Origin of the sequence: Microcoleus sp. B6-A1 (assembly GCF_036705085.1) — a bacterium.
GTDB lineage: Bacteria > Cyanobacteriota > Cyanobacteriia > Cyanobacteriales > Microcoleaceae > Microcoleus.
Genome location: NZ_JAUBTU010000121.1, coordinates 1 through 19,613, shown reverse-complemented (window position 1 = coordinate 19,613; position 19,613 = coordinate 1). Strand labels below are relative to the sequence as shown.

The 19,613-nt window shown below is 43.3% G+C and carries 16 protein-coding genes, 3 pseudogenes and 1 riboswitch; of the genes and pseudogenes, 7 read left to right on the top strand and 12 right to left on the bottom strand.

Annotated features, from left to right (window positions below):
- Positions 1–212 (bottom strand): annotated as a pseudogene (locus QUB11_RS28425) (hypothetical protein); the annotation flags it as partial.
- A gap of 278 nt (positions 213–490) precedes the next feature.
- Positions 491–579: riboswitch (Fluoride riboswitch) on the top strand.
- Between the two features lie 91 nt (positions 580–670).
- Here QUB11_RS28425 and QUB11_RS28420 point away from each other — a divergent pair.
- On the top strand, positions 671–2,296 hold the full coding sequence (locus QUB11_RS28420) for a cation:proton antiporter (protein ID WP_333392298.1): 1,626 nt from the start codon (positions 671–673) through the stop codon (positions 2,294–2,296).
- 217 nt (positions 2,297–2,513) lie between these two features.
- On the opposite strand, the gene QUB11_RS28415 is transcribed toward QUB11_RS28420, so the two are convergent.
- The 5 genes from QUB11_RS28415 to QUB11_RS28395 form a co-directional block, all read right to left on the bottom strand.
- Positions 2,514–3,323, bottom strand: a complete 810-nt coding sequence (locus QUB11_RS28415; protein ID WP_333392296.1) for a glucose 1-dehydrogenase — start codon at positions 3,321–3,323, stop codon at positions 2,514–2,516.
- 421 nt (positions 3,324–3,744) lie between these two features.
- Positions 3,745–4,017: a hypothetical protein gene (locus QUB11_RS28410; protein WP_333152057.1), complete on the bottom strand. Its 273-nt coding sequence runs from the start codon at positions 4,015–4,017 to the stop codon at positions 3,745–3,747.
- A gap of 738 nt (positions 4,018–4,755) precedes the next feature.
- Positions 4,756–5,805, bottom strand: a complete 1,050-nt coding sequence (locus QUB11_RS28405; protein ID WP_333206123.1) for a transposase — start codon at positions 5,803–5,805, stop codon at positions 4,756–4,758.
- On the bottom strand, positions 5,798–6,196 hold the full coding sequence (tnpA, locus tag QUB11_RS28400; RefSeq protein WP_333152062.1) for an IS200/IS605 family transposase: 399 nt from the start codon (positions 6,194–6,196) through the stop codon (positions 5,798–5,800). Before tnpA ends, QUB11_RS28405 begins: the two co-directional genes overlap by 8 nt.
- A gap of 134 nt (positions 6,197–6,330) precedes the next feature.
- Positions 6,331–6,714 carry an ion channel gene (locus tag QUB11_RS28395; RefSeq protein WP_333206122.1) on the bottom strand — a complete coding sequence of 128 codons (384 nt, stop codon included), beginning with the start codon at positions 6,712–6,714 and terminating at the stop codon, positions 6,331–6,333.
- A gap of 71 nt (positions 6,715–6,785) precedes the next feature.
- Here QUB11_RS28395 and QUB11_RS28390 point away from each other — a divergent pair.
- Positions 6,786–7,929: pseudogene (locus tag QUB11_RS28390) on the top strand (ISAs1 family transposase).
- Positions 7,930–8,195: 266 nt separating this feature from the next.
- Here QUB11_RS28390 and QUB11_RS28385 read toward each other — a convergent pair.
- Positions 8,196–8,423 (bottom strand): annotated as a pseudogene (locus tag QUB11_RS28385) (hypothetical protein); the annotation flags it as partial.
- A gap of 956 nt (positions 8,424–9,379) precedes the next feature.
- Between QUB11_RS28385 and QUB11_RS28380 the strand changes: the two are divergent.
- Positions 9,380–10,771 (top strand): condensation domain-containing protein, encoded by a 1,392-nt coding sequence (locus QUB11_RS28380; protein WP_333392293.1) that lies wholly within the window; start codon positions 9,380–9,382, stop codon positions 10,769–10,771.
- Positions 10,772–10,857: 86 nt separating this feature from the next.
- Positions 10,858–11,967: a glycosyltransferase family 4 protein gene (locus QUB11_RS28375; RefSeq protein WP_333392290.1), complete on the top strand. Its 1,110-nt coding sequence runs from the start codon at positions 10,858–10,860 to the stop codon at positions 11,965–11,967.
- A gap of 113 nt (positions 11,968–12,080) precedes the next feature.
- Here QUB11_RS28375 and QUB11_RS28370 read toward each other — a convergent pair whose 3' ends face one another.
- Entirely contained in the window at positions 12,081–13,046 is a 966-nt protein-coding gene (locus tag QUB11_RS28370) for a glycosyltransferase family 2 protein (protein ID WP_333206119.1), read from the bottom strand.
- Positions 13,047–13,327: 281 nt separating this feature from the next.
- On the opposite strand from QUB11_RS28370, the gene QUB11_RS28365 reads away from it, so the two are divergent.
- Positions 13,328–13,951 carry a TenA family protein gene (locus QUB11_RS28365; RefSeq protein WP_333392288.1) on the top strand — a complete coding sequence of 208 codons (624 nt, stop codon included), beginning with the start codon at positions 13,328–13,330 and terminating at the stop codon, positions 13,949–13,951.
- Between the two features lie 37 nt (positions 13,952–13,988).
- Here the strand turns inward: QUB11_RS28365 and QUB11_RS28360 are convergent, their stop codons facing one another.
- Positions 13,989–15,137, bottom strand: coding sequence for a mannosyltransferase family protein (locus tag QUB11_RS28360; protein ID WP_333206117.1), 1,149 nt, complete (start codon positions 15,135–15,137; stop codon positions 13,989–13,991).
- Between the two features lie 97 nt (positions 15,138–15,234).
- A complete protein-coding gene (locus QUB11_RS28355; RefSeq protein ID WP_333152072.1) occupies positions 15,235–16,527 on the bottom strand; it encodes a pentapeptide repeat-containing protein in 1,293 nt (430 codons plus the stop codon).
- A gap of 119 nt (positions 16,528–16,646) precedes the next feature.
- Here QUB11_RS28355 and QUB11_RS28350 point away from each other — a divergent pair, with 119 nt between their 5' ends.
- Both QUB11_RS28350 and QUB11_RS28345 read left to right on the top strand, forming a co-directional pair.
- Positions 16,647–17,102 carry an aspartyl protease gene (locus QUB11_RS28350; RefSeq protein ID WP_333392287.1) on the top strand — a complete coding sequence of 152 codons (456 nt, stop codon included), beginning with the start codon at positions 16,647–16,649 and terminating at the stop codon, positions 17,100–17,102.
- A 56-nt stretch (positions 17,103–17,158) separates the two neighbouring features.
- Positions 17,159–17,614 (top strand): aspartyl protease, encoded by a 456-nt coding sequence (locus QUB11_RS28345; RefSeq protein WP_333392283.1) that lies wholly within the window; start codon positions 17,159–17,161, stop codon positions 17,612–17,614.
- A gap of 389 nt (positions 17,615–18,003) precedes the next feature.
- Here QUB11_RS28345 and QUB11_RS28340 read toward each other — a convergent pair whose 3' ends face one another.
- Both QUB11_RS28340 and QUB11_RS28335 read right to left on the bottom strand, forming a co-directional pair.
- A complete protein-coding gene (locus QUB11_RS28340) occupies positions 18,004–18,354 on the bottom strand; it encodes a hypothetical protein (protein WP_333392282.1) in 351 nt (116 codons plus the stop codon).
- Entirely contained in the window at positions 18,351–19,538 is a 1,188-nt protein-coding gene (locus QUB11_RS28335) for a transposase (RefSeq protein WP_333392280.1), read from the bottom strand. The genes QUB11_RS28340 and QUB11_RS28335 overlap by 4 nt, the downstream gene beginning before the upstream one ends.
- Between the last annotated feature and the right edge of the window lie 75 nt (positions 19,539–19,613).

Here is a 19,613-nt window from a genome sequence, read left to right as displayed (position 1 = left end):
CTATTTGGTATTTTATTCATCATTACAACTATGTTTTGAGCAAATGAATATCTAATCACTACATATTTATCACTACCCAAAAATTCAGTAGTTCGGCTTTCTCCTTTTATAATATCAATTTCCCGTCGCTCGCAGGGAATGTTAAGCTGAGTTAAAAGCAAGCGGATCTTGTAGCAATTCCCAGAGAGAGAATATTCGTAAATTTTCAACATGAGTATTTTTTTAGATACCGCAAAGAACACTGAACACGCAGACTTAAGAAAGAAAAAAAACAAAGAAAAAAAGAAGTTCACAACTCATTATTGTAGCAGCATTTGGGGGCAAGAGCAGCATTGCTACCTTCAGAAGTAATATGGGTTAGGTGCAACCCAGAGCACCCTAAATTCATCAATATTGGAGAATCAATGAAATTATACGGGAAAAATCCTCCCTTAAATAGCGTTAGGGAAGGGGCACGGAAATGGAAGATGAGCTTCAATAGTGCTATAAAAGTAATGATGGCGATGGAGCTCGCCGAAACCGCCCTTCGTTATTAATAATCTTCATAACGTTTAAAAGGCTGATGGCTCCTACTGTTCCGACTTGTGGCGGAAGGGTAGGATGGTGCGGAGGCGTCGATCGATCTTTCCCCTACAAGTCACGTTCATCCATTCAGCTTCAAGGTGGCGTGATGTTAGAAAGTATGATCTGGATTTTATTAATGGGCTTTTTTGTCGGGCAGATTGCTCGACGGCTGAAAGCTCCAGCACTCGTAGGTATGGTGCAGGTGGGCATTTTATTAGGCCCGCAACTGGGGAATGTCATTAGCCCAGAGGTTTTGGGCGCAGCGAATTCCCTTCGCACCATTGCCGTGATGGTGATTTTGATGAAGGCGGGGTTAGGACTCGATCGCGAAAAGCTATCCCAACAGGGAACCGTGGCGCTGCGATTAGGCTTTCTGCCTGCTGCTTGCGAGGCTATCTCTATTGCTGTCGCTGCGATGTGGCTACTTCAGTTTGATTTTTTGACGGGGCTACTGCTAGGCTGCATCATTGGCGCAGAATCTCCAGCAGTAATTGTTCCCGGAATGCTGCGGTTAAAAAGTCTAGGTTGGGGAGTAAAAAAAGGAATTCCCGATGCCATTCTGACTGGAAGTGCCTTGTCAGATGTATTGCTTTTGCTGGTGTTTAGCCTACTGCTAGCGTTTCTGTCCCAAGGGAAAGCTACAACCATTACCTTACTGGGAGGAATCACCCTCAGCCCTCTGCAATTACTGCCATTTCAAATCATCATCCAAATTACCTTGGGGGTGCTGTTGGGATGGGTGACTGCTCGAATTTTGGTGTCACTATTAGTCAAGCAAAACTGGACTCAAACTGCGGTTCAGGACTCCCTAGTCGCTGCTGGCTTTGCCCTAGGGCTGGTAGTATCAGCCGAACATATTCCGGTTTTCTCTGGCTATTTGGCTGTCATGGGGGCGGGGTTTTTCCTGATTGAGTTGGATGCGCCTTTAGCACGAAGATTGCGGGGTGGCTTTGATAGTTTGTGGACGATCGCGGAAATTATTTTGTTTGTGCTGCTGGGAGCCAGTATTCAACTTAATGTATTAGGCAATACCTTGCTGGTTGGTTTGTTGGTGTTGGCGATTGGGACTCTGATTGGGCGATCGCTCGGTTGGTATCTTTCCACCTTGGGTAGTAATTGGACTGGGAAAGAACGGCTGTTTTTGCTAGCAGGAAATTCGGCTAAGGCAACGGTGCAAGCGGCGATTGGGGCGATTCCTCTAGCTCAGGGGATTGCTGGTGGCGAGACGATTTTGGCGATCGCAGCCCTCTCAATTTTAGTAACCGCTCCCTTGGGTGCATGGGCAATTCCCACTTTTGCTCCCAAACTATTAGAAAAAGGCGAAGTTGACCCGACAAAAGTAGCTATTTCCGGTCGTCCAGTTTTTCTCGCCGCCGTAGACACTTCCCCCCTAACAACAGATGTTTTAACTAAGGCCGCAGACTTAGCTCGGCGCAGTGACGGGGATGTGATTGTTTTGTATGTGGATAACCTGGGAGATAAAAAGGCGATCGCCCAATTACAACAACAAGCACAACGAATCTTATCAGATATTCGCTATGAGTTCCTGAGTCTTTCTGGTACAGTGCCAGAGGAGATTATCCGCGTGGCGCAAGCTCGGCAAGTGACATATATTGCGATCGGAAAACGAGGGCATCAACCTTGGGAACAAGTGCTAGTAGGTTCAGTTTCTCAAGCCGTATTAGAAACCAGTCCTCTTCCTGTCATCTTGGTAGAATCTAGTTACAAGTAATCCCAAATATGGGTTTTATATCCCCTTGATCCTCTTCTCCCCTCTCTGTGTCCTCTGCGCCCTCTGCGGTTCATAATCAAGGCGCTATTTAACGCCAATTTAGGCTCGCTGCGATCGAGCCTAAATTTATCCAAAAGAATCATTTCTTATGAAACCTATCCCTCAATTTCAGCAGTTCACAGTCATTCCGCAACTCAGCAAGTGGTTCATTGTCAGTTTAGGCAGACCAAGATTCGCGAAAGTCAGCATAGAGGGTCAATCCACCATCAATATAGAGCGTTTGTCCCGTAATGTAAGCCGCTTCATCTGATGCGAGAAAGGCAACAGATGCCGCCATTTCCTCCGATGTGCCTGCCCGTCCCATTGGGATATGGCTTTCCACTACTGCCTTTTGTTCTGGATTGTCAGTCCAGCTTTCATTAATCGGTGTAATTGTTGCACCGGGCGCAATAGCATTGACGCGGATGCCTCGGTTTGCGTATTCCAACGCTAGGGTTTTGGTTAAATTACCCATGCCACCTTTGCTGATGGAATAGCTGATATACATCGGGCGGGGAATGATTTCATGCACACTGGAAATATTGATAATCACCCCAGGGCGTTGCTGACTCAATAGGTGCTTAATGGTTTCCCGCGCACAGAGATATGCACCTCGCAAATTTACTGCAATCACGCGATCGAATTCATCGGTTGGCACTTCATGGGATGCGCTTTCTGTTTGAATCCCAGCATTATTAATCAGGATATCGAGACTACCAAATTTATCAATGACACTATTCACCATACGAAGGATGTCGTCTTCTTTGGAGACATCTCCCTGAACTAATAGCGTTTCAACCCCGCATTCCGATGCTTGTCCACAGGCTTTTTGCAGAGCAATTTCTTCAGTATCTTCTGCCTCTTCTAAGCTTTTGCGATAGTTAACGGCAATGTTGCAACCTTCTTGGGCGAGACGAATGGCGATCGCCTGCCCAATGCCTGAACTCGCTCCAGTAATGAGTGCGTTTTTTCCCTTTAAACCTTTCATAATTTCTCTTCCATATATTCACAACAAAATATCTTAACCGAAACCTCAAGCCAACTAGCTTCAACATCAACCAGAAGGTTGTTCTGTCTTTTCGCCACGCATTTCATCAATATCCAGAAGACTGATCACCACCCCCGCGATCGGGAGGGAGCATCTCATATTTGTAAAAACACTTATTCGGGCTCCTTCCTTCTTCCTCTTTCCCCGCAGCAAGAGAGCCTCAAAACTCCTGCCTCAAAACTCCAATTTCTAGCTGGGCTGCTTTCATTGAGATGCTCCCAGTGCTAAGCTGTTGTGCATTTAAACTGAATGTCACAAAACAATCCCCTTGGGTGGGGTGGGCCTAAGAGCCCGCCCAGAATATGCAATTTAAATGCGTGACAGCTTATATACCTTCTTGATTTGATTTATGCTTACCTAATTATTGAAGTTTCCCCGCAATTAGACCAACCAGCACAATCAGACCTAATGCTCTACGAAAGTAATTAACGCCTTGAAATAATTCTTCCCAAGCCCAAGTAAACAAAGATCCAAAGGCGACTAGCTCCAATCCTAGATTAACTTTTCCTGTTGTAACAATGAGCGTTAATAAACTAGCTATAATCCCGACACTCAGTGGTAGATTTGGCATCTGAGCTATAACAATTTGGCCTTCGCTGTCGCGGAATGTGCGATCGAACAATGTGTTTTCCATGAGTTTCTCGTGTCAATGTAATAAATAGAACCAGGTTAACATTCAATAGTGCGGGCTTTTTTGGGAACGATACTACAAGCTTTAGAGGGCAAGGAACATAAAAAAGTCGAATTAAATGCAAGTCAGGAGTGGAGATGACATTGATTTAATTATCCACCGGGGCTCAAAGTCATAGAAAATTAGCCATTGGGCCCGATAAAAATAGTCCGCACTATTGAACAGTGCAATATAGGATTTATCCTGGATCAAGTTTTTTTTGATTCCCTGTCATGAATTTATTCGGCTTGTTTTTCCCCTTATTTTAAGTAGTTTTATGTGAGTGGCTAGAGGGTATTATTATAGTAAATTTCCCAAAATCAAAAATCATCTCTCGCTTGGAAGAGTTTAGAGTAAAAGGTGATCTATAATTGGACAGACATCATCGTTTCTCTAGTATCGCATCGAGAGCGATCGACCTCATGCTCAAATCCAAGGTTAGCAATTCACAGGTCTCAACCTTTTCTTGATACTCCCCAGCCCTAAAGGGATGGGGATTCTTGAAGAGTCCAAATACGAACCTTCAAAGGCGAAATCAAAGCGCCTCTACTGACTCTTTTAAGGCATAACCCTAAAGTTGCCGCTACTTTTCGCAAAATATTCGCCGCACCGTTGCAGTCTGCATTGATTTTGCTTCCATCTTTTGAACGATACAATCCGCGATTAACGCGCTTCCCAGATTCTTTCCACCCTTCAGTTTTTTCACGCCCACTTAGGCAATTCATCCGAATCTAAAAAACTCGCCTTACTCGTATAGCTTTCTTCGGTTTCGATAAACCGAATGCCATATTGTTCGCAAAGTTGGGAAATCCTATCTTTCAATCGAGCGGTAGGAATTTGCACAAAATTTTGATTTGTTTTGCTGCCAAGATTAATCTCTTGACGCATTTCTTTATTCCAGCCAAAAACGACTGTGCCTATCTGATTTTCTAGGCAGTGTTTCAATATTAATCTAGCCGCTTTGTTAACTGCATCTCTGACCTGCCTGTTTCGCTTCTCTGTAATATGCGCCAATCTCTTAGACCAAAAACCTTGAGGTCTATGCTCTTTAATCGCTGCAACTCGCTTGTTATACCATTGATTTAATGATTTTAGATGCCGTCCATCTACGATAAAACTTGTTCCCGCATTGGAAACACAAGTTAACCAATTATTCAACCCTGGATCGATACCCAGAGCTTTGCTGACATCTAATTCGATCGCTCTTGACTGAAGTTGGTAGACAAACTCGGCATAAAATTGTCCATTTCTTGGCAAAATACGAATCTCTATAATTGTCTTGTAGTCGAGATTGGACGGCATCGGCAAATAAAATTCACTAATTCCAAACCACAATTTAACCTTACTGCCTAATGGGAACCTCAATTGCCCATTCTTTAGCTTTACGTCTGCCTTTGGGAAGGTCACAAGCTTTAAGCTGTTTTTGCGGTATTTGGGTAGTCTAGGATGTTGCCTTACTGTGCCACTTTTGATTCCCTTGAGCAATCCAATATATGACTTGAAAGATTCCGCAACACTGGTCAACGTTTGTTGAGCAACATGGGAATACAGCGCTTTGAAATGAAGATTTTCCTTGAATAATTTGTGCAAGTCATACTTGCCGGGAATCCTCCCGGTCTTGAAATACAGTTGTCGAGAGTAGTAAGTCCCGCAGTTGGCTAGTTTGTTCGACTCTTCGCATACAAACTCTAGAACGCTTCTTAACTCTCGATTTGGACTAATTAAATTTTGCTGACATCCATAGCTAGACATTTTTTTGATTTTCAATGTACTGCTTGATTACTGAAATAGGCGCACCGCCAACAGTCGCAATAAAGTAGCTATTCGTCCACAGGGTTGGCAATCGACTTTTTAACCAAGGAAATTCTTGACGGAGATATCTGGAAGAGCGTCCTTTCATGTATCGAATTAGCTTGGCAATTCCAAATTGAGGATCGCACTCGACTAAGAGGTGAACATGATCTGGCATTACTTCCATTTCTATTAATTCACTGTTAAACTCAGTCGCCACCTCTAACAATATCTCCTTTAAACGGGCATCGACCCCCTCAACTAAAATCTTGCGACGATATTTCGGACACCACACAATGTGGTACTTGCACGAGTAGACAACATTTTTATTTGATTTGTAATTAACACTCATAGTAGAGTTATACAGCACTAATCTGCATACTACACTAATTTTACCTTAAGAATTGTTAAATACTGAAGGCGGTTGAAACCGCTACCTACTTATCCCCATGTCTAAAGCCAGGGGGCTTGCGTCTCGTTCTTCGGTCAAGCAGGATTGAACCTTGGCAGTGCAGTAATTTCGGTTGACACTGCTTGAATTGATTGTGTAGCCGCTATTTCTGATCGATCGCTCTCAGCATTCTGACTCACAAAAAATGTAGCCAGCGTTGCTGTCAAATAACCGCATATGGCGATCGCACACAACGCCAGTAAAAAACAAAACACATGCCCTTGGGCTGTTTTCGGAAAGTAATCAGAGCCGATCGTACTCATCAACATTCGCTTCCACCACAGCACAGTGCCATAGTCATTAATGCCAGCACTACCATTAGGAAATTCGCGCTCAAACGCATAAATTCCAGCCGCGCCAATTAGACTGACGATCGCTATCACATGATGCAAGACAGGGCGAACGCATCTAAATTTCATGTTAACATGATCTGGTATCTTGGAGAAGAATTATTGAGTAACTACAAAACATTTAATTAGAGTTTACCTGTATGAAAGTTAAACCTACAATCACCATCGCCGACCATTTTTCCGACTTAGAAGATCCAAGAATTGAGCGGACGAAACATCATCAATTAATTGATATTATCACCCTCTCAATTTGTGCCGTGATTTGCGGTGCTGATACATGGGTGGATATTGAAAGTTACGGGCGCAGCTCAATACGAATGGTTAAAGAAAATTTTAGAATTGCCGAAGGGCATCCCTTCACATGACACAATTGCGCGAGTATTTTCTCGCCTAAAACCGGAGCAATTTCAGAAATGTTTTTTAAGTTGGATTCAATCTATTAGTTGCTTCAATCCCGGAGAAGTAATCGCCATTGATGGCAAAACTCTTCGCCATTCTTACTCACGGGGGGGAGATAAAAAAGCAATTCATATGGTCAGTGCTTGGGCGACGAGTCAAAGATTAGTTTTAGGACAAGTTAAGGTAGATAAAAAATCTAATGAGATCGCAGCTATTCCGGCTTTACTCAAAGTATTAGAATTAAATGGAAGCATTGTCACCATTGATGCTATGGGCTGTCAGAGGTCAATTGTGAAGTCAATTGTCTCACAAGAAGGAGATTATGTAATCACCTTAAAAAAGAACCAACCATCCCTGTATGCCAGAGTAGAAGAGTTGTTTAAACAAGCAATTAGACAAGGGTTTTCGGGTTTTACACATACAGCTTATTCGACAAATAAAGAGAGTAATCACGGTCGCTCAGAAATTCGACATCACATAATGTTAAGTGACATTAAAGAGCTAATTGACCCCGACAATCAATGGGAGAAACTTCACAGTATAGGCTTGATAGAATCCGTGAGAATAGTGAAGGAAAAAACAACTATTGAAACTCGTTATTATATTAGTAGTTTACCAAATAATGCTCAAAAATTTGGTGAATCAGTCCGCAGCCATTGGGGAATTGAAAATTCTTTACATTGGGTATTAGATGTGGGTTTTCGTGAAGATGAGTGTCGGATTAGAAAAGATAATGCTCCGCAAAATTTTGCTATTCTTAGACACATCTCGCTCAATCTGTTGAATCAAGAAAAAACCTCAAAAACCGGAGCAAAAAATAAGCGACTTCGAGCCGGCTGGGATGATGACTATTTGACTAAGATCCTCGCTGTTGCAGTTAACTAAATTCTCATGAATAACTCATTACTAACTATTATACAACTGGGAAAAAGTGGTTGTAATATTTTTATTGTCTCAAAATGAGCAGCGAGCGTAAAAACCACCTTAATCAGTTCCTATTTTCTTACAAAAGTCATTACCACGCGTGTCTGTAGCTTCTTTGAATGGTGAATTTATCTCAAAATATACTCACCACTGATGAACAGTGTTCAATAAGATGCGTTCCCCCTGTGATGCAAGAGGAGCAAACCGCGCATAGTGTCAGCCTATAAGGGCTCAAAAGCTAGAGTGGCACTAAGGGCGACGGAACCCACCATATTCACCCAGAGAATCTGCACGGGCAAAATTGGCAAGGTGGTACCAGCCAAGATTCCCACCACTATGGTCATCGCCTCTCCACCGTTGACGGGTAGGATAAGCCCAATGGTTTTCAGCAGGTTGCCATAAACGGTGCATCCTTCTTCTACGGCGGCTTCAATGGAGGCAAAGTTATCATCTGAAGCACTCAATCGATCGGTAAACTCCCAAAAAAAACTAGAGACAATCGCACTACCATCACAACGGAATACGCTTAAAACAGCTTGCGATGATAAGTCTTTCAACTCGGTTGTCACCTCGTCAGCTAGGAGTAGAACCAGCAACTGGTTTATACTTTCAAGGAGTAAGATTCAGGAAAACCCGACCATTAGCAGGGTTTGATCTTGCCTGTAAATAGAAACGCAACTATCAGGGATCTAAACTTAAAGACGCGCAAGTTTATTCTCACAGATTTAGGCTCGTTGTCACTAGAGAGCGATGGTTACAGCCAGCGCATGGCAATTGAATAAAGGTTCCGAAATGGTAAAGCTCGATGTTACAATGCGCGAAGCAACTAGCTTAAGGAGAAGCCAAATCATTAAAATCATTTTGTTAATAACCCTCGCCTAAAGTTGTGCTGTATTTAAATGCGCTAAAATTCATAAAATACCGATATCAAAATATGTATACCGCCCTCTCAATAACAGACAAAAAAATATCGCAGACGGAGTACATGAAGGCGTTGGTTGAGATGGAGACCCCTGGGTCAATTATCTGGCTCAATATTCAGTAGATGTGCAAGAGTTAATGAACCTAACTCCAAATAAACTTTGCTTTTCTCAACAGGGTATACAACCTGCCACCCTTATTTAGTCTAGTTCCTAGGCCTCTTTGTCACACTCCCAGATGAGTCAGTTACAATAGTTCTGACACTTTGGGGTAAAATGGCTGGAATCGTTGATTTTTCCTGAGTTGTGACTTGGCTCAAACCCTAATTATGCCGGTGACAACCAAAAACTGTCCGAAGTATTGAGTGAGTTACACAAATGAAACTGTGAAATCAGGTATCAGAATTAATGAACCTGCGGTTGATGAAGAAACTAACTTACATACAACTCAATTTGGGATAATTGAGCAATTGCATAAATGTAGATAAACTTTGAAATTAGAGAAAATTAAAATGAAATCTTTCAGCAGAAAACTTGGTTTGGTAGAAATGTGGATGGCGCTAGGCCATGATGTGGGAGGTGGGCTAATTGTAAATGTTGTCTCTCTGGAAGGGATTTTAACACCGGATGTTGTTAAACAAGCTCTTAAATTAGTCCAACAGCGTCATCCCATGCTCCAAGTTTACATTGTTGAGTCTGAGGATGGATTATATTTTCAATCGACAGGCATAACAGAAATTTCCGTACAAGTTATCTACAAACAAGATGAAAATGAAGCAATTAAAATTGCTGAAAAAGAACTACATACAAAATTCACACCAGGGAAAAATCCTCTGTGTCGTTTAACTCTTTTGTATTCTCATCAACATCAAAATACCTGTGAAATGATTATTACCTTTCATCATGGAATTGTAGATGGCATATCATGTATGCGCTTTATTGATGATTTGTTATTTTATTGTCAGGCAATTAAAGAAGGAGAGAATATATCTCAAGTAGAATCACTAGAATTTCTTGCTCCCCTAGAAAATGTACTTACTTATAATATTCCCACTCAACACCCAAGAGAAAATCCTCAACTCGCAAATGAACAACAAACTCTGCCACCACAATTAATTATTGAACATCAAGCATCCGCAAATGAACGTTTGACTCGGATGCTACCGCGAATGCTTAGTCAAGAAAAGACTAAGATACTAATTGATAAATGCAAACAAGAAAAAACCACTGTGCATGGTGCTATGTGTGCGGCTATGCTATTTGCTGCTGGCAAATTACTATCAATAGATACACAGGTAAATTTCTCCTATGGTTTACCTGTAGATTTGAGAAAATATTGTGAGCCTGAAATCACAGGCCAAAATCTAGGTTGTTTTATATCTGCGCTGGGTTTTAATCAGTTAATTGAGCCAAAGACATCTTTTTGGGATTTAGCTAGAGAATGTAAATCCCGCATACATGATTCTTTAATTAGCGGTGTCCATATAACTAGACTACTACAAAGTAAATTACGTCATCTTGACATGGATACCATCAAGGAACTAGTTATTAAGTCTATAGTGAGTAAAGAAGATACTATGGGAAGAAATAATCTTTTTTCAATTTCCAATAGAGGCAAATTTAAATTTCGACATCAAGCCGATAAGCTAAAGGTTAAGGAATTATACTTTGCTACTCCTCACCATATTAGTGGTGATTGTTTTTGGTTAGGAGTTCTCACGCTAAATGAGCAATTATTTTGCAACTTTATTTATGTAGAACCTGTCATCAGCGATCGAACCGCACAGTTATTTGCTGATGATGTGATGACAGTCATAGAAAAAGTGTGTATCAATCAAAAAACGACCTTAACAATGTTGTGTGAGTCAGTGACACAAAATTAAATCCTCTTGATTGATGGGATTTGTTTGACAAATATCTAATTTTACTCTACAATATCTATGTCAAAAGTTTGGAAGAGTCAAATAATATGAACTGGGACAATAACTCAATTGTAATTTATTCCAATTTTCCATTTCATCTAGAAGATTGGTCTCCTCTATCTGTGAATAAAGGTATTGGCGGAAGTGAAGAAGCGATTATTTACTTAAGTCAAGAATTAGTTAAATTAGGCTACCAGGTTACTGTTTTTAATCGCTGCGGTGATATGGAAGGGGAATATAAGGGAGTAGTTTATCAGTCAGTTGATAAATTCAATACCGAAGATAACTTTAATGTCTTAATCTTTCATCGTGTTTGGACACAACCTATGCGTATGAAAGTGAAAGCCCGAAAAACGGCTGTCTGGATGCACGATAACCCGAAATTATTTCCTCCTGTAGAAGAGTCTCAGCGTTTAGAATTTCTGGCAAGTTTTGACAAAATTTTTATGTTGTCAAATTTTCATAAATCTCTGCTGCCCGACTGGATTCCTGAAGACAAGATTTTTTTAACAACCAATGGGATTAATCTCGAAGATTTCAACTTAACAGGAATTGCTAGAAATCCCAAAAGGCTCATTTCGATTAGTGATTATGCAAGAGGTATTGAAAATTTACTAACTCAATGGGATCAAGTTCTCAAAGAAGTGCCCGATGTTGAATTACATATTTTTTATGGTTGGCAAGGAATTGATGCTTTAATTAATTCACCTTATATTGAGAAATTTCCATACTTACCAGATAAAAAGCAAAAACTTTTACAACTTTTCGAGCAAGAAAATGTCTATGAACATGGCAGGATTGGACACAAGGAGTTAGTGGAAGAATTATTCAAATCAGGCATCTGGGTTTATCCTTGTCATACTGCGGCGGAGATTTTCTGTATTAGTGCTTGGAAAGCGCAAGCTGCTGGTTGTGTTCCTGTGGTGACAACTTATGCAGGTTTAGATGACACTGTAAAATCAGGTATCAGAATTAAGGGGCCTGCGGGCGATGAGGAAACTAATAATGCTTTTATTGCAGCAGTGATAGACTTGCTAAAAAATCCTGAGAAACAAGACTCTTTAAGACAGGAAGCATTAGCTCTTAAAGATTCATTTGGCTGGAATAGAGTCGCTCAACAATGGCATCAGGAGTTTATATCGGCTGAAATCAAGTAGAAAATAATGAATCAACAACCCGCATTTTGAATGTGGTTCAGGGTTCAGGTGATTAAGCAGACGTACCATACAACCGCTATCTTTAAGCCGTCAAGATAGTAAAAATGTCCTGCTTATTTACCATTTTTTTGACGAAATGGATCGAAACCCGCCACTTCTGCCAGCGTATAAAGTGGCCGGCCCTTCACCTCCTCATAAATCCGCCCTATATACTGGCCCAAAATTCCAATACTCACCAACTGCACCGCACCCAAAAAGAAAACCGCCATCATCACAATTGTCAAACCAGTTAAGGCAGAACTTGGATAGAAAAGCCGCCAATACAAAATCAAAAAAGCCATTAACACAGATATAAATGCAGCAAATAACCCCAAATAAATCGAAAGTCGAAGGGGAACTTTTGAAAAAGATACTAAACCATTCATCGCCAAACTCAAAGATTTTCTGAAGGTATACTTAACCTCGCCTGCAAAGCGCGGATCACGTTCAAACTTAACCGCCGTTTGTTTAAAACCAATCCAAGCCCGCAGTCCCCGAATGTAACGATTGCGTTCTGGCATGGCGTTGAGTACATCTACCACGCACCTATCCATCAAACAAAAATCTCCGGTATCTATGGGTATATCAACATCAGCAAGATGGCGCAAAATGCGATAATACATATAAGCGGGCAACCGCTTAAACCAACCTTCTTGACGGCGTTGAGTGCGTTGAGCGTAAACAACTTGATAGCCCTGCCTCCACTGTTCTACCATATCTATAATTAGCTCTGGCGGGTCTTGTAAATCGCCGTCCATGATGACTACAACTTGACCTCTAGAAAAGTTTAAACCAGCAGTTACAGCTATTTGATGACCAAAATTGCGGGCAAAGCTGAGGTAACAAATTCGCGAGTCTTTTTCGTGCAATTCTCGCAAAAGTTCGAGAGAGCGATCGCGACTGCCATCATTGATTAAAATTAATTCTACTGGGCCGTCCATTCGATCCATCACGGCACTAATTCGCCGATACAATTCAGCGAGATTTTCTTCTTCGTTATAGATAGGAATTACCAAGGAATACTTAGGTGTATCGTTCATTGCAGTTTCTGTTTAAAAATTGGCTTTTCAACCGTTAAATCAAAAGTTTCTTTTTCCCCAAACACCCTGGCTACTTCACGAGAGAGGTTCTGCACGTAATTTCGCTCTTTGAGCCAGACAACAGCAGCCCACAAAATAGCCGAATACCAAAACTTATCTATTTTCTTAAATACGAAAAATAAAAGATACCATAAGACTGACGCACAGCGAAAATATCTGTTATCATAGATGTTGAGTCAGACTATAAAAATTACAATCATAACCCAGAGATTCAAAATTGCATGACCAATTCCAATGATCTTTGGCAAGCAAATCAAGACTTAAGCGAAGCTTGTCTGCAACATCCCTTTGTTAGAGGCATTGCTGACGGCAGCCTCCCCCAAAATAGTTTTGCATATTACGTTGCACAAGACGCATTTTTTCTGGGAGCCTTCGCTCGCGCTTACAGTATCGCTGTGGCAAAAGCACCCGACTGGGAGGGGTTTGAAATTCTGCACAATCTCGGTAGTGGGGTTTTAGAAGAACTTCGTTTGCATCAAGGATATGCAGCAAAATGGGGTGTAAACTTGCAAGGGGCAAAACCGGGAATCGCTACCCGCCGCTACACAGATTTTTTATTAGCGACAGCCTGGGGAAACGGTGTGGGTTTGACAGTAGCCGCCATGACTCCTTGCTTGCGGTTGTATGCTTTTTTGGGACAGCAGCTAGCTAAACCTAATATACCGGAACACGCCTTTAGCGACTGGATTTCGACCTATAGCAGCCCAGATTTTGAGATTTTAGCAAAACGGCTGGAAAGTTTGGTCGATCGCTACGCAGAGGCAGGGCCAGAAGTAGAAGCAACCTATCGCTACGCTATGCTGTGTGAAAGAGACTTTTTTCAGGCAGCTTGGGAAATAGAGTAAATTAAGTTTGGGCAAAAGATATTAAGAGCGATCGCCCCTAACCTACCCACAGCCAACTAGCAAATCTCACGGAAAAGCGCAGCAGAAATATACCAAACAATCCCATCAACCCGTAACCCCAACGAGGTCTAGCCGCCAATAACAAGCCAAGACCTATTGACAGCGGCACAATACCGTAAGCGTAGCGCTCTACCGATTGTAAAGCTCCCGAAGTAACCAGCAGGGCCAAAGAGCAAAAACCGAAGCATATGATTGTAATGCTCAACCTTTTTCGTAAATACCACAACAAATAGCCACCGCCAAAAACCATCCCAACTTTAGTAGCACTGTACAAGCTGAAACTGAAAAAGTCCTTAAATATCTCCAGCCAAGTAGGCTGACCCCAGGCTTTTTGGATGTGAATAAATGCTAAAGGATTTCCCAAATTAATAGCACAGTATAAAATAAATGAAAAGAACCCGAGCGCGCTAGCAAAACCCGCAGCATAAGCGAGGGGAGATCTTTTTTCCCTCCAAGCTGCCAGCAAAAAAGTAGGTATCAGCGCCACTCCCGGCCCCCTAGTAGCAGTCGTCAAAGCTCCCCAAAAAGCCGCCCAAATATACTCGCCCCTCTCAAAAGCTCGTAAAGCCGATGCTGTCAGGAACAAAAACAATCCTTCTGTATAGATGACAGTGCAAAATAGTGAGAACGGACACCAAGCTAGCACAGCAGTCGTCCACTTTGCTGCACCAGCATCGTATCGCTCCTCTACCCAAAAGTACACCACCAATAACGCACCCAAAAACGCCCCAGAGTTGATTAATACCCCTGCGGCGTCGGCTCGCATTCCGAGGGTCATCAGCCCCCGAATTAGTAAGGGAAAAAGCGGATAGAAGGCAACGGAATGCTGCTGCCCGTCATCTGCATAGCTGTAGCCTAAATTAGCGATTTGGGTGTACCATTTACCGTCCCAATGCGAAAACAGTTCCCAGCCACTTTTGGGAAGGAAGTCGCTGACAAAACCCAGAGGCGGCCGGAGGGCATACACTGGCGGGTCCTTGCAGACTAAAGGAGCGATTATCTGCATCCCGATCGCAATTACCGATCGGCTCAGAAACCACATAGCAATTACAAAAATTAACCCGTCCCTGCTTTTGGAGCGCGGACGATGCGGAATTACTTCTAGCCCTAAATCAGTATTTGTCATGGCTAAAACAGCGCAAGACTGTTGATTTAAAATTAAAGTATAGTCCGCTGCCGAGCGATCGCCAAATATATACGTAAGTACAGGCGTACTGCTAATTTTAACGTCCGAGTTTATTGGGAATCCCTTCGCAGCCGCCGGGAATAGTCTCTCTCGACTTCGAGCCACACCAAGCGCAGCAGTAATAGCGCTGATCCTCCGACAGCCGCTTGACACCGGTGAAATCAACACGTTCAACCACAGCGCCGGTATGTTCACCCGTTTGATAGTTGGGAAATTCGGTACGGCTGCGGGGGGATGCAGTTTGTGCCGAGCCGTAGAATAATGCGGCCGCTCTCATGTCGGCGCGAGCGAGATTGGCGTCGTACAAGACAGCGCGCGAGAGGTTGGCTTTCACTAAATCGCACTTGCTGAGATTGGCGCGGACGAGGTTGGCTTCGCTCAAATCCGTCCACCGCAAATCGGTGCCAGCCAGGTCAGCACCCGCTAACATGACATTGAGATCGATAACGCGGATACCGTGATCTCTATCTTCAGCGTAGCCGCCGTCGCCGTCAAGGATGGGGCGGCCTAAAAGCCGATCGCGCTTCAGAGGAGTAACCAATCTCGACTGCGACAAAAACCGCAGAATTTTAGCTTTACCTTCAGCATCTACACTGCTCATAATCGCAGCGGTGCGGCCTTCTGCGATCGCCCTTTCCTGGGGCCAGTCTTCCAAAAACCCTTGTTCGTCAAGGGCTAAGTCGGAAACCCCTTGAAAATAAGCATCGATCGTTTGCTGCTGCGTAATTCGATTTTGCTGAATCGTCAAATCTTTCGAGATCACGTACTGCCGCCAAGCCACGTAAACGCCCAAAATCGCGATCAAAATTTGGCCCAAAGCGCCGATCAGCTCGCCGAGAGCGCCGATGGCGTCCCAGTTGATTTGGATGTTGCGGCTTCCCGGTTCAGTATTACTACCGCTGAGCATCAGCAAGCCAACAATCCCAGCTAAAAGCCCGAAGCAGGCGACGATCAGAGTGCGCCAAGTCGGCGGAATTACCTGCGCCCAGATTTTGCCCCAACTCGGCCACATCAACCGCAGCGATACGCCGATCGCACCGACAGCGCCCATTAAGCCCAGCCAAATGTTGTCATTGGCGAGCCCAAAAATCATCGCTGCGATCAACCCCAGCGTCAGCACCGATCCCGACTTCTCAGTAGTCGTTTGTTCCGGCTGCTGTGGCAAAAAAACCTTGCGAGTTGGAGGCGGCGGCACCGGTTTTTCCGGTTCCGCAGTAGCGACGATTGTCCCTGATTCTGGTGCCACAGTAGGGTTCGCACCGTTCTGACTTTCTACAGTCACGTTAGACTCAGGGCGATTGGGTTGAGAAGAGTTGTTTTCTGGTGTCATGCGTTGAGGCAAATTCTAATTTTAGCCGGTCACTAAAACGATTTTAACTAACCAAGCAGGATTCTAGATAATATTACAATATAAATCTCCACCAATTGCACTCAAAAAGGTAACATAATATGACACTGGTGCTGCCCAATCTGCAAGGCAAACAAATGGGTCAAGTTCTTACAACAATCACCGTAACGAATCGCATCGATCAAGTCCTAGCTGAGCGGGGGTTCATTCCTGCAGGTGAAATTCGTTCATTAACTCTCGATAAAGTTTTAGTAGATACCGGAGCCACTCTGCTTGCCTTACCAGCTTTCATTATCAGGCAGTTGGGTTTAAGCCAGCTTGGAGAAACCAATGTAGAAACTGCTGCGGGAATCAGAAAAGGGCGGATTTTTCAAGATATTATGCTGGAAGTTGAAGGGCGACAAGCAGTGTTTGACTGCCTTGAAATGCCCGAAGGAGTTGATGCGATTTTGCTGGGCGTGATTCCGATGGAAAGGCTAGGCTTAGAACCAGATTTAAAAAATCAACGGCTGCGAGTATTGCCGATGAATGAAGAACAAACATATCTGATGCTTTAATTTATCCGCGTTCAAGACTTGTCAATTAATTTAAAGTTTTAAAATAGGTAAATAATATGACACTCGTACTCCCCAATCTGCAAGGCAAACAAAAGGGTCAAGTTATTACAACAATCGCCGTCACGAATCGCATCGATCTAGTTATGGCTGAACGGGGATTCATTTCTGCTGAGGAAGTTCGCTCTGTGACGATCGATAACGTTATTGTCGATACCGGAGCGACACTGCTTTCCCTGCCAGCTCCCGTTATTAGCCAACTCGGTTTAAAACAAGTAGGAGAAAGAGATGTAGAAACATCGGCTGGCATCACAAAAAGTCGAATTTTTGCAGGTTCTCAAATTATTATAGAAGGGAGAGAAGGGAGATTTGATTGTTTAGAGTTACCAGAAGGCGTTTCCGTTGTTTTGTTGGGCGTGATTCCTATGGAAGAACTAGGATTAGAACCAGATTTGAAAAATCAACGGCTGCGAGTATTGCCGATGAACAATCAGCAAACATATCTGATGGGTTAGTCGCTCGGCGTTTACCGTAGCACAAACCTCTCGCCTGTGATTCCTCTCATGTCCCGTCAATCGATTTTAGATTTTAGATTTTAGATTTTAGAATTGACCCCACGGATAAATTCGGGGGTTCCTTTATCGGATACAGGTTTTTTATTTCTGGACGGATGAATTCGGGGGCTTGTATCCTGGATGCTTTCGGTCAATTACCCGCCATCAAAAATGTTTATAGTGAAGACTAAAAATCTCAAAAAAATTAGAACACTACAGTCCTCAATAAAAAAAAAATATTTTTTTTTTTTCTAGCATAATATCATAAGCGATAAAAAAAATCTACCCAAAAAACTTTATCTTAGGGTAGATGTAAGTTTTTTTCCCTACATCTAGCGAGGAGAATAAGCCTAGAGCAAATACACGCCAACCGTCCCAAATATCAAAACAACTAACCCTAAAAGTAACTCCATACTCAACCTTTGAGCATTGCCCAAAGCGACAAGAATTTGCTGCCGCACCACAAACGCCAACAGCCAGCAAATCTCCGCCTTCAGCCAAGCCAAAAGGCCTCGCCCCAACAGATATTGCCGGCGAGCGTTCTCAGAAGTAATCCGTACCGGATAATTAAAAGTATGCCGATAGCGCGATACCGCAGTTAAAACCGCAAAAATAATGGCAGCAACCGCCGGCATGATCCAAATCTTGACAACTCCCCGGCCTAAAGGCGAGGGGATTCTTGGTTCATGGGGACTACTCATGTAGCTTGCCCTCCCCAAAATTCACGCTCGTTGTGCCCCACCGCTGTATATCCACGCTGCAACACCACTTGGGCGGCTGCAACATCTCGATTCGTTTCATAGCCACAGGTTTGACATTTATGCACCCTTTGAGACAGTTCCTTTTTACCTGTATGGGTTTGGCACTTGGGGCAGGTCTGGCTAGTACCATGAGCATCTACCTTGGCGAAGTACACACCTCGCTTAAAGCAGATATGACTCAAAATGTTGAGAAACTGCCCAAACCCCGCATCTAGGGTGTGCTTACACAGCATCCCGGCTGACATGGCTTTGAGATTCAAGTCCTCGGCAAATACTGTTTGGGCTCCGTCGCACAAATGATGAGCGGTCTTAAAGTGAAAGTCTTTCCGAGAATTCGAGATGTACTCGTGGTGTTTGGCAATTTGATGGTGAAGCTGACGAAATTTCCTAGAGCCTTTCTTCTTCCGTTTCAGTTGACGTTGCAGCGATTTCAGCTTGCGTTGTCCACCCACAAAGAATCGAGGTCTATCAATCAATTCACCATCAGACGTTGCCAAAAAATGTTCTAGCCCTAAATCAATCCCCAATCCATGCCCTGATGCCGAGACTTGAGGCACTTCAACCTTACATTGTAAAGTAAGCATGGCCCAGTAGCCAGATGCCCGTTTCACAACGCGAATTTGCTTGACCTCAAAGCCTTCAGGGATTGGGCGCGATAGGTGCATTTTGACGCTTCCAATCTTGGGCAAGTTGACCCAATGGATGCCATTAAAGCGCTTAACAGATTCTAGATTCAATTGAGGAAACACTACGGAGCGCATCCGCTTTTTGAATCTAGGAAAGCCGTGTCCGCGATCCCACCTTGCTACAAACGCCGCCTCTAACTGGCGCAACACTTGCTGCAAGACATGGGTGTGAGGGAGCTTCAATTCGGGGATTGACTTCTTTGCCAATGCCAGTGTTTTGCATTGGCCCGCAAAGGTTGGACGCGGTGCATCGGCAGGGATGATGTATTCCTGTTTGATGCTGCACGAGTTGATATCACACTTGCGAGAATTGAGCCAATCCTTCCGTTCCCGCAACGCAAACTTATAGACCTTGCGACAGATGTTCAGCCACAGGTCAAATGTTTCGCGTTGCGCGTTGGTGGGAATGAGCTTGTACTCGTAGGTTAGATTCAACATTTGACACTCCCTAGCCTAAAGGCGTAGGGATTCTTAATTCATCGACTGACCTTTAAGCGCTATGTCCTTTCGGCA

Bases quoted from the DNA above. Each gene is read 5' to 3' on its own strand.
- QUB11_RS28365 (WP_333392288.1), top strand. From the start codon at position 13,328: ATGACCAATTCCAATGATCTTTGGCAAGCAAATCAAGACTTAAGCGAA.
- QUB11_RS28355 (WP_333152072.1), bottom strand. From the start codon at position 16,527: ATGACACCAGAAAACAACTCTTCTCAACCCAATCGCCCTGAGTCTAAC.
- tnpA (WP_333152062.1), bottom strand. From the start codon at position 6,196: ATGAGTGTTAATTACAAATCAAATAAAAATGTTGTCTACTCGTGCAAG.
- QUB11_RS28375 (WP_333392290.1), top strand. From the start codon at position 10,858: ATGAACTGGGACAATAACTCAATTGTAATTTATTCCAATTTTCCATTT.
- QUB11_RS28420 (WP_333392298.1), top strand. From the start codon at position 671: ATGTTAGAAAGTATGATCTGGATTTTATTAATGGGCTTTTTTGTCGGG.
- QUB11_RS28370 (WP_333206119.1), bottom strand. From the start codon at position 13,046: ATGAACGATACACCTAAGTATTCCTTGGTAATTCCTATCTATAACGAA.
- QUB11_RS28415 (WP_333392296.1), bottom strand. From the start codon at position 3,323: ATGAAAGGTTTAAAGGGAAAAAACGCACTCATTACTGGAGCGAGTTCA.
- QUB11_RS28395 (WP_333206122.1), bottom strand. From the start codon at position 6,714: ATGAAATTTAGATGCGTTCGCCCTGTCTTGCATCATGTGATAGCGATC.
- QUB11_RS28335 (WP_333392280.1), bottom strand. From the start codon at position 19,538: ATGTTGAATCTAACCTACGAGTACAAGCTCATTCCCACCAACGCGCAA.
- QUB11_RS28340 (WP_333392282.1), bottom strand. From the start codon at position 18,354: ATGAGTAGTCCCCATGAACCAAGAATCCCCTCGCCTTTAGGCCGGGGA.
- QUB11_RS28350 (WP_333392287.1), top strand. From the start codon at position 16,647: ATGACACTGGTGCTGCCCAATCTGCAAGGCAAACAAATGGGTCAAGTT.
- QUB11_RS28360 (WP_333206117.1), bottom strand. From the start codon at position 15,137: ATGACAAATACTGATTTAGGGCTAGAAGTAATTCCGCATCGTCCGCGC.
- QUB11_RS28345 (WP_333392283.1), top strand. From the start codon at position 17,159: ATGACACTCGTACTCCCCAATCTGCAAGGCAAACAAAAGGGTCAAGTT.
- QUB11_RS28405 (WP_333206123.1), bottom strand. From the start codon at position 5,805: ATGTCTAGCTATGGATGTCAGCAAAATTTAATTAGTCCAAATCGAGAG.
- QUB11_RS28410 (WP_333152057.1), bottom strand. From the start codon at position 4,017: ATGGAAAACACATTGTTCGATCGCACATTCCGCGACAGCGAAGGCCAA.